Here is an 8983-nt window from a genome sequence, read left to right on the forward strand (position 1 = left end):
GCACCCCCACCTCACCAACCCCCCGCGTTCAGCTCCTTGACGCCCGTTCAGCGTCGGACCAGACTGCCGACGGCGTAGATGACAACGATGTCAAGCGAGTTATTTTACGGCAGCGGAAGGTTCACGGTGTATCGACGAAGCAGAAGACGGAGCAGATACGGGGTCCTGGCGCTCGCGCTGACCGCGTGCGTGGCGGCGGCGCCGCAGGCACTCGCGACGGCGGCCCCGGGCGGCGCCGGTTCGCACACCAACCTGGTGTCCGACCCGACGTCGTATGTCGATCCGATGATCGGCACGAAGAAGGGGGCCGACTGGGAGAACACCTTCCCGGGTGCGACCGCCCCGTTCGGCATGATGCAGTTCAGCCCGGACACCACCTCCGGCGGCACCGGCTACAACTACGACGACAACGCCATCAGGGGCTTCAGCCTCGACCACTTCTCGGGGGGCTGCTCGTCCTTCGGCGACATCCCGATCCTGCCGGTGACCGGCGCGGTCGGCGCCGACCCGGCCGGGCGCACCGAGCACTTCTCGCACGACGACGAGCAGGCCGTACCCGGCTCGTACGCGGTGAAGCTCACCGACTCCGGCGTGCAGGTGAACCTCGGCGCGACCACCCGCACCGGCATCGCCAAGTTCGACTACCCGGCGGGCAGTCAGGCGCAGGTGCTGGTCAAGTCCGGTACCAGCCTGGGCGGTGACCTGTCCGCCGACGTGCATGTGGTGAACGACCACGAACTGTCCGGCCCCACCACACCGCGCGGCCTGTGCACCAACAGCAAGTACACGATGTACTTCGACATCACCTTCGACCGGCCGTTCACCGCGCACGGCACCTGGCAGGGCGGCGCCGTCACGCCCGGCGCGTCCAGCGCTTCGGGCTCCGGCTCCGGCGCGTACCTGACGTTCGACACCGCCGCGAGCCGTAGTGTGACGGCGAAGGTCGGCATGTCCTACGTCGGTACGGCGGGCGCGGCGAAGAACTCGGCCGCGGAGATACCGGGTTGGAACGTCGCGCACGTGCAGGCCGACACCCGCGCGGACTGGCGGGACCTGCTGCGCAAGGTCGACGTGGGCGGCGCCACCAAGGACGAACTGACCACGTTCTACACGTCGTTGTACCGGTCGTTCCAGTCGCCCAGCGTCTTCAACGACGTCGACGGCCGCTACATCGGGTTCGACGACGCGATCCACACCGTACCCAAGGGCCACACCCAGTACGCGACGTTCTCCGACTGGGACATCTACCGCTCGCTGGCGCCGTTGCAGACGATGCTCTATCCGGACCGGGCCGGCGACATGGCCAACTCGCTGCTGCGCGACGCCCAGCAGCAGGGTGGCTGGTGGCCGAAGTGGCCGTCGCAGAACATGACCGGCAACGTGATGAACGGTGACAACGGTGTGCCGCTGTTCGCCCAGTACGTCGCGTTCGGCGCGAAGAGCGTCGACGTCAAGGACGCCCTGCCGATCACGAAGAAGGCCGCGACGACCTCGCAGAAGGTCGGCTGGGGCTGGGTGGAACGGCCCGGCATCGAGGACTACGTCAAACTCGGCTACGCGCCCAACGACGCGACCTCGCAGGGCGACCACGGCCTGCAGGGTGCCTCGGAGACCCTGGAGTGGGCGACCGACGACTTCGCGATCTCCCAACTCGCCGCGTCCGTAGGCGATCACCGGACCCAGGCGGAGTACGCCAAGCGGGGCAACAACTGGCAGAACATCTACGACCCCGCCACCGGCTACCTGCGCCCGCGTGACGACAACGGCTCCTTCCCGGCCGGCCCGGGCTACCAGGCCCCGCCGGACGGCGCGTTCGGCCAGGACGGGTACGACGAGGGCAACGCGGCGCAGTACAACTGGTCGGTGCAGCAGGACATCGCCGGACTGGTCGCCGCGATGGGCGGCAACGACAAGGTGATCCCGCGCCTGGACGACTTCTTCGGCCAGCTCAACGCGGGCGGCAACGCGCCCTACGACTGGGCGGGCAACGAGGTCGACACCACGGCGCCGTGGATGTACGACTACGTCGGCCAGCCGTGGAAGACCCAGGAGGTCGCCCGGCGGTTCGAGACGGAGCTGTTCACCACCGCCCCCGACGGGCTGCCCGGCAACGACGACAACGGCGCGCTGTCCTCGGAGTACGTGTGGGCGGCGCTCGGCATGATGCCCGCTACCCCCGGCACCCCGACGCTGGCGCTGAACAGCCCGCTGGTCAAGCGGGCCGTGATCAGCCTCGGTACCGGCCACAAGATCACCATCGACGCGCCGAAGGCCGCCGACAACGCCCCCTATGTCACCGCGATGCGGCTGGACGGCCGTACCTTTGCCGCCACCGCGCTGCCCGCGTCGTTCGCCACCCGCGGCGGCGCGCTCGACGTGAGCCTGTCCACCCGGCCCGACACCCACTGGGCCACTGGCGCGCAGGCGGCGCCGCCGTCGTACCGGGCCTACGAGGTTCCGGCGGTCGGCTACTTGACGCCGACCGGTACGCAGGTCGCCCCGGGCGGCACCAGCCTGCCGGGCACGGTCGGCGTCTCCAACCTGGCCGGGCACGCCGGCAAGGTGCACTGGAGCGCCACCTCCGACGTGCCCGGGGTGAGCGTCACCCCGTCGTCGGGCACGCTCCACCTGACCCGCGCCGCCACCGCGAAGGTGCCGGTCACCATCGCGGTCGCCGACGGCACCCCGTCCGGCTACCACCCGGTGAAGGTCGCCTTCACCACTGCGAACGGCCAGTCGCTGCCCGGCGGCGCGTCCGTGATCACCGTGCCGGCCGCCGACGGCGCCGCGACCTCCTGCGACACCCTCGGCAGCACCGACACCGAGTGCGGGCTGCGGCTGCGCGACAACGGCGACGGGCACACCACGCCGGTCACGGTCGGCGGCCGCTCCGGCCGCTCCACCACCGACGGCTCCCCGTTCGAGTACTTCGACATCGACAACACCACGGTGCCGGGCGGCAGTTACCACGCCACGGTGACCATCGACTACTACGACCACGGCACCGGGAGCTGGAGCCTGCAGTACGACGCGACCGGCAACGCGTACAAGTCGACGGCGCCGGTGGCCAAGACCGGCACCGACACCTGGAAGACCGCGACGTTCACGGTGGACGACGCGGCCTTCCACAACGGCGAGAACGCGGGCACGGACTTCCGCCTCGCCAACAGCGGCGACACCGGCACCATCGGCCGCGTACACGTGTCCGTCACCGGCGACAACGTCCTGGCGCTGCACCTGTGCCCGGACGACAACTGACCTGCTGACGCGATGACTTGCTGACTTGCTGACTTGCTGAAGGCTGCCGACCGGTCCCAGGACCGGTCGGCAGCCGTATGTGGGACCGCGTTTGGGACCGCGTTTGTGACGGCACATGTGACGGTCGGTCGTATCGCCTCCGCTGCACGGACATTGAAATCGCCCCGGGCCGGCCGCTGGCGCCGTCGCGGCATGTGTGCCGTGTGGGTTCGGTGTGTGCGATGTGACCACTGTGTGCGGGCCGGGCGCCAACTCCTTGACGCTGGGCCGGGGTCGGCTGAGACTGCCTAACGAGCCGCGATACCCCCGATCCGTAGATTGAGAGCGTTCTCTGCAATGTGATTCGAAGGGTTATCGGGGGATTCAAGGCTATGAAATAGCGAAGGAAAGCGCGATCCACCCCCACATTCCGCGCTGACCCGAGCGTTCACTTCGTGAACCCGGGTGAAAGGACCCCCATGCGCAGATCATCCATCAAGGTCCGCACCGCGGACCGGTGGCGCCACAGGACCCCCCGCCGGCGCGGCTACGCCGTACTCGGCGCCGCCACCTTGCTGCTCGCCGCACTGACCGGCCTGACCGGAACGGCCGGCGCCGCCTCGGCGGAGTCCGCCGGCCACGGCGACGCGGCCGCCCGACCCGCGGCCGACGCGGCGGACTGCCCGGCGCAGTCGGACACCCCCGACTTCGGGCCGAACGTGCACATCTTCGACCCGTCGATGGGCGACGCCGCGATCCAGTCGCAACTCGACACCCAGTTCAACCAGATGAAGGACACCAACACCGCCCAGTTCAGCGAGAACCGGGTGGCCGACCTGTTCAAGCCGGGCACCTACGGCGTCGAGGACAACGTCGGCTTCTACACGTCCGTGGCCGGACTCGGCCAGAACCCGGACGACGTCACCATCAACGGCGACGTGACCGTGGACGCCTTCAACGCCTCCGACGCCGGCAACGCCACGCAGAACTTCTGGCGCAGCGCGGAGAACCTGGCGATCAACCCCTCCAGCGGCACCGACCGTTGGGCGGTCGCGCAGGCCGCGCCGTTCCGCCGTATCGACGTGCACGGCAACCTGGCGCTCTACCCGGCCAGTTACGGCTACGCCAGCGGCGGCTTCATCGCCGACAGCAAGGTCAGCGGCCAGGCGTCGTCGGTGTCACAGCAGCAGTGGTACACCCGCAACAGCAACCTCGGTAGCTGGGACGGCGGCGTGTGGAACATGGTCTTCTCCGGCGTGACCGGAGCTCCGGGCAACACTTTCCCCAACCCCCCGGAGACCACCCTCGCCACCACCCCGGTCTCGCGCGACGTGCCGTACCTGTACGTGGACGGCTCGGGCAACTACCGAGTGTTCGAGCCGAGTCCGGAGACGAACTCCTCCGGCGCGAGCTGGGCGAACGGCAGCACCCCGGGCACCTCGCTGCCGATGAGCCAGTTCTACGTGGTGAAGGCCGGTGACACCGCGGCCACCATCAACAACGCGCTCGCCGAGGGTTGCAACCTGTTCGTCACCCCGGGCGTGTACCACCTGAACCAGACGCTCGACGTGACGCGCGCGGACACCACCATCCTGGGCGTCGGGTACCCGACCTTCGTCCCGGACAACGGCGTCAACGCCATGCAGGTCGCCGACGTCGACGGAGTCCGGATCAAGGGTCTGCTCTTCGACGCGGGCACCACCAACTCGCAGGCGCTGCTGACCGTCGGGCCGTCCGGCTCGTCCGCGGACCACTCGGCCGACCCCACCACCATCCAGGACGTCTTCTTCCGGATCGGCGGTGAGAACGCGGGCAAGGCCACCGACAGTCTGGTCGTCAACAGCAACAACACCATCATCGACCACATCTGGGCCTGGCGCGCCGACCACGGCAACTCCGGCACCGTCGGCTGGAACACCAACACCGCGGACAACGGGCTGACCGTCAACGGCAACAACGTCCTCGCCGACGGCCTGTTCGTGGAGCATTACCAGAAGTACGAGGTGGTGTGGAACGGCCAGGGCGGCAAGACGATCTTCTTCCAGAACGAGAACCCCTACGACCCGCCGGACCAGGCGTCCTGGATGAGTTCGTCGGGCGTCAACGGCTACGCGGCCTACAAGGTGGCGGACAACGTCACCTCCCACGAGGCGTGGGGGCTGGGCAGCTACTGCTACTTCAACGTCAACCCGGCCGTGAACAACTACCACGCCTTCGAGGTTCCCAACACGCCGGGCGTGAAGTTCCACGACGCGCTGACCGTCTCCCTCGGTGGCGTGGGCACCATCAGCCATGTCATCAACGACACCGGTGCGGTCACCGCCTCCAACACCACGCCCAGCAATGTCGTGAGCTTCCCGTAGTTCCACGTTCCACGCCCTGACCGCACGATCCGCACCACTCGTGTTGCCCGCACCACCCGCGCCGCCCGCGCCACCCGCGGCCCCGGACACCCCCGCCCACACAGGCGATGGCCTCCGGGGCCGCACCCATGCCACCGGCGTACGGCGCCGCGCGCCGTCCTCAGCAGCCGGCCCGGCGGTAGAGAAGCGCCCCCTGGACGACGGCGACCGGTACGTAGTCGCGGTCCAACAGGCGAGTCAGGGAAGGGTAGTTCGCGATCCGGTACGGGGTGCCGGCGGAGTCGTCGACCACCAAGCACGGCGGAGCGGTGGCCAGTTCGCGGCGGAGACCGGCCCACGCGCCCGGAACGGCGTAGCGGGCGCCCACGCGGTGTACGTCCGCGCCGCCGCTGAAGTTGGTGAGCAGCCCGGCGGTGAGATAGCGGCTGCCCGCCGGCCGGCCGGCGAGCCAGTACACCTCCGGGTGCATGCCCCACAGGAAGACGCGCTGCCCGGGTTTGCTGTAGCGGTCCACCGCCGAGGCCACCGCGAGCGACTTGCCCAGCTCCGGCGGTCGTGCCCGCAGCGCGCCGCAGGTACAGGTCGCGCAGACCGCCACCGCGCACGCGACCGTGACCGCGACAGCGCTGATGCGGGTCGGTCCGAACCAGGCCGTCGCGAAACGCAGTTGGGCTTGACCCGGCCGCGACCCCGTACGGCGGCCGGCCGCACTCACCGCGCGCAGCGCCAACAGGGCGAGTGGGGGGACCAGTTGCAGGAAGTAGTGGCCGTAGAAGCGGAACCCGGCGGTGACGCCGGCGAAGGAGGCGAGCAGCCACAGCCACAACGAGCGGTCGAAAGAGCCGAGTCGGCGCCGGGGCAGGCGCCGGGGCGGGAAGCGGGGGAGGAGGCGCGGCAGGAAGGGCACGACGCCGGCGAAGACCACGGCGAGCCGCAGCAGGATGCCGGCGGCGTGCCCGCACATCGCGGCCAGGCCCTGCGGCGAGTCGGCGTACGACCCGGAGGAGAGGAAGATCCAGAACACGAAGGGGCGCACGCCCAGCAGGACCGCGCAGCCGGCGATCGGCAGCAGCAGCCCCGCCGCGAGGGACATGCCGTGCCGTAGCCGGTGGCGCCGTGGTGAGGTGAGCACCTGTACGGCCAGCGGCAGGAGCGGGGCGAGTCCCACCTGCTTGGTGAGGGTGGCGGCGGCGAGGGCGAGCCCGGCGGCGAGGAAGCGGCGCCGGGCGCCGTAATACATCGCCGCCGCGGTCGCCGGGAGCATGAAGATCTCGAAGGTCGCCGCCATCGCGTCGGGCGGTGGCAGCGCCGCCGAGGCGGCGATGGTCAGCACGCCGGCCGGCAGCGCCGCCCACCGGCCCAACTCCGTTGCCGCCAGCCGTGCGACGAACATCGCGGTGACCGCCAGCGCCAGCACCGCGCACACCCGCACCAGCCACAGCGTGCCGGGTCCGGTCAGGGCGAAGCACGCTTCGTACAGCCATGGCACCAGGGGCGGTTTGCGGTCCACCACGTCGGCGTACATCCGCCCGCCGTGGTGCAGGGCGACCGCTTCGGTGCCGAGGTAGCCCTCGTCGGGGCTCCAGAACGGGCGGCGGAAGGAGGGCGCGCGCACGGCGAGCGAGAGCGCGAGGAGGATCGCGGCCTGGGCGGCGGCCGGGTGCCGCGTCCAATACGGCTTCGTACGGCGCGACTTCGCGGTGCCGACCCTGGGCCCGGCAGTGCGCCCGACCAGCGCCGCAGGACCGGTGCCGCCCGCCGGGGCCTGGACATTCGGCGCCCGCGCCGCGTCGGTGGCCACGGATGCAGCCGGGTCGGATACGTCAACAGGCAAGGTCGGCACCGCGGTTGCTCCTGTCCGGACGGACGCGTGCGTCATCGCCGCGCGTCCGCTCACTCGGATTCAGCCGGATTCACTCGGTCTACTAGTTAACTAGTGGACTGAGTGTTGGAGGGAAGTGGCTGCGATGTCAACTGCTTCAGGTCCACTAGTCCACTAGTGATATGGTGGAGTGGTGGTGACCTACCGGATCGAACGGCGCAGCGGCGTGGCCGCGTACCAGCAGATCGTCCGGCAGACCAAACAGGCCCTGCGGCTGGGTCAGTTGGCGCCCGGCGACAAGCTGCCGTCGGCGGCGGAGGTGGTGGCGGCGACCGCGATCAACCCGAACACCGTGCTCAAGGCGTACCGGGAGCTGGAGAGCGAGGGACTGGTGGAGGCGCGGCAGGGCGTCGGCACCTTCGTGCGCAGATCGCTCGCCCAGCCAGGCACCGCAGCCGACTCCCCACTGCACGAGGGCCTGCGTACGTGGATGGCCGCGGCGCGCGGCGCCGACCTGGGCCGCGAGGACGTCGCCGCACTCCTTACGGCGGCGCTGGACGAGTACTTCCCGCGCGGCGCCGACGCCCCGGCGCGGAACTGACGCGGAGTTGAGGCGGAGTCGGGTCGAACCGTACGCGCCCCGGCCCTGGCCGGATCCCTGCCGATGCCACCCGAACCCGGGCCGAGAACCCAGACCGACAGCGACCGATGCAGGGCCGACGCCACCCGAGCCAAAGCCGACACCTGCCGAACCCAGACCGACACCCGACGAGTTGAGCCGAGACGAGCCGAGCGAGGACCGATGACCCTGCACCACCCTCCGCCCGGCGTGGCGTCCGGCGAGGCCGCATTGGAGGCATCCGGCCTCGGCATACGCAACCGCGACGAATGGGCACTGCGCGACTGCGACTTCCGGGTCCCGCGCGGCCGGGTCGCCGGCCTGGTCGGGCCGAACGGCGACGGCAAGAGCTCCCTGCTCGCCGTCGCCGCCGGGCTGCGTAAGCCCACCGAGGGCACCCTGCGGGTGCTCGGCCACCGGCCCGGGGACCGGGCGGTCCTGCCCCGAGTCGGCCTGCTTCTTCAGAACCGACCCCTGCACACCGCCTTCACCGTCGCCGAGACGCTGCGCTACGGCCGCGAGATGAACCCGGGGTGGGACGAAACCACCGCGCGGTCCCTCGTCGCGAACGCCGACGTACCCCCGCACGCCAAGGTCGGCCACCTCTCCGGCGGCCAGCGCAGCTGCGTCGCCCTCGCCCTCGCCCTCGGCAAACGCCCCGACCTGCTCCTGCTCGACGAGCCGATGGCCGACCTCGACCCGCTGCGCCGGCACACCATGATGGCCGCGCTGATGACCACCGCCGCCGAACACGGCACCACCGTGGTGATGTCCTCGCACATCCTCGCCGAGCTGGACCTCGTCTGCGACTACGTGCTGCTGCTCGCACACGGCCGGATGCTGGTCGCCGACGACGTGGAGTTCGTCCAGGCCGCGCACACCCTCGTCACCCACACCCTCGACGACCGCGAGCGGTTGGAACCCCGCGCTTCCGGCGACCCC

The 8983-nt window shown here is 70.4% G+C and carries 5 protein-coding genes; 4 read left to right on the top strand and 1 reads right to left on the bottom strand.

The annotated features are described in order from the left end of the window. Positions 1-126: 126 nt before the first annotated feature. Together AC13HU_RS24120 and AC13HU_RS24125 are read left to right on the top strand one after the other, a co-directional pair. A complete protein-coding gene (locus AC13HU_RS24120; RefSeq protein ID WP_483044032.1) occupies positions 127-3258 on the top strand; it encodes a GH92 family glycosyl hydrolase in 3132 nt (1043 codons plus the stop codon). Between the two features lie 458 nt (positions 3259-3716). After that, complete coding sequence (locus tag AC13HU_RS24125) at positions 3717-5600, top strand: coagulation factor 5/8 type domain-containing protein (protein ID WP_483044033.1); 1884 nt, start codon at positions 3717-3719, stop codon at positions 5598-5600. 160 nt (positions 5601-5760) lie between these two features. Here AC13HU_RS24125 and AC13HU_RS24130 read toward each other — a convergent pair whose 3' ends face one another. Beyond that, positions 5761-7443, bottom strand: a complete 1683-nt coding sequence (locus AC13HU_RS24130; RefSeq protein ID WP_483044034.1) for a glycosyltransferase family 39 protein — start codon at positions 7441-7443, stop codon at positions 5761-5763. 172 nt (positions 7444-7615) lie between these two features. Between AC13HU_RS24130 and AC13HU_RS24135 the strand changes: the two genes are divergently transcribed. Further along, positions 7616-8023 (top strand): GntR family transcriptional regulator, encoded by a 408-nt coding sequence (locus AC13HU_RS24135; protein WP_483044035.1) that lies wholly within the window; start codon positions 7616-7618, stop codon positions 8021-8023. A gap of 201 nt (positions 8024-8224) precedes the next feature. After that, on the top strand, positions 8225-8983 hold a 759-nt coding region (locus tag AC13HU_RS24140), incomplete at its 3' end, for an ABC transporter ATP-binding protein (protein ID WP_483044036.1).

The organism is Streptomyces sp. NH27 (assembly GCF_056859195.1).

Coding starts and splice junctions, on each gene's coding strand:
- AC13HU_RS24125 (WP_483044033.1), top strand. CDS start 3,717: ATGCGCAGATCATCCATCAAGGTCCGCACCGCGGACCGGTGGCGCCAC.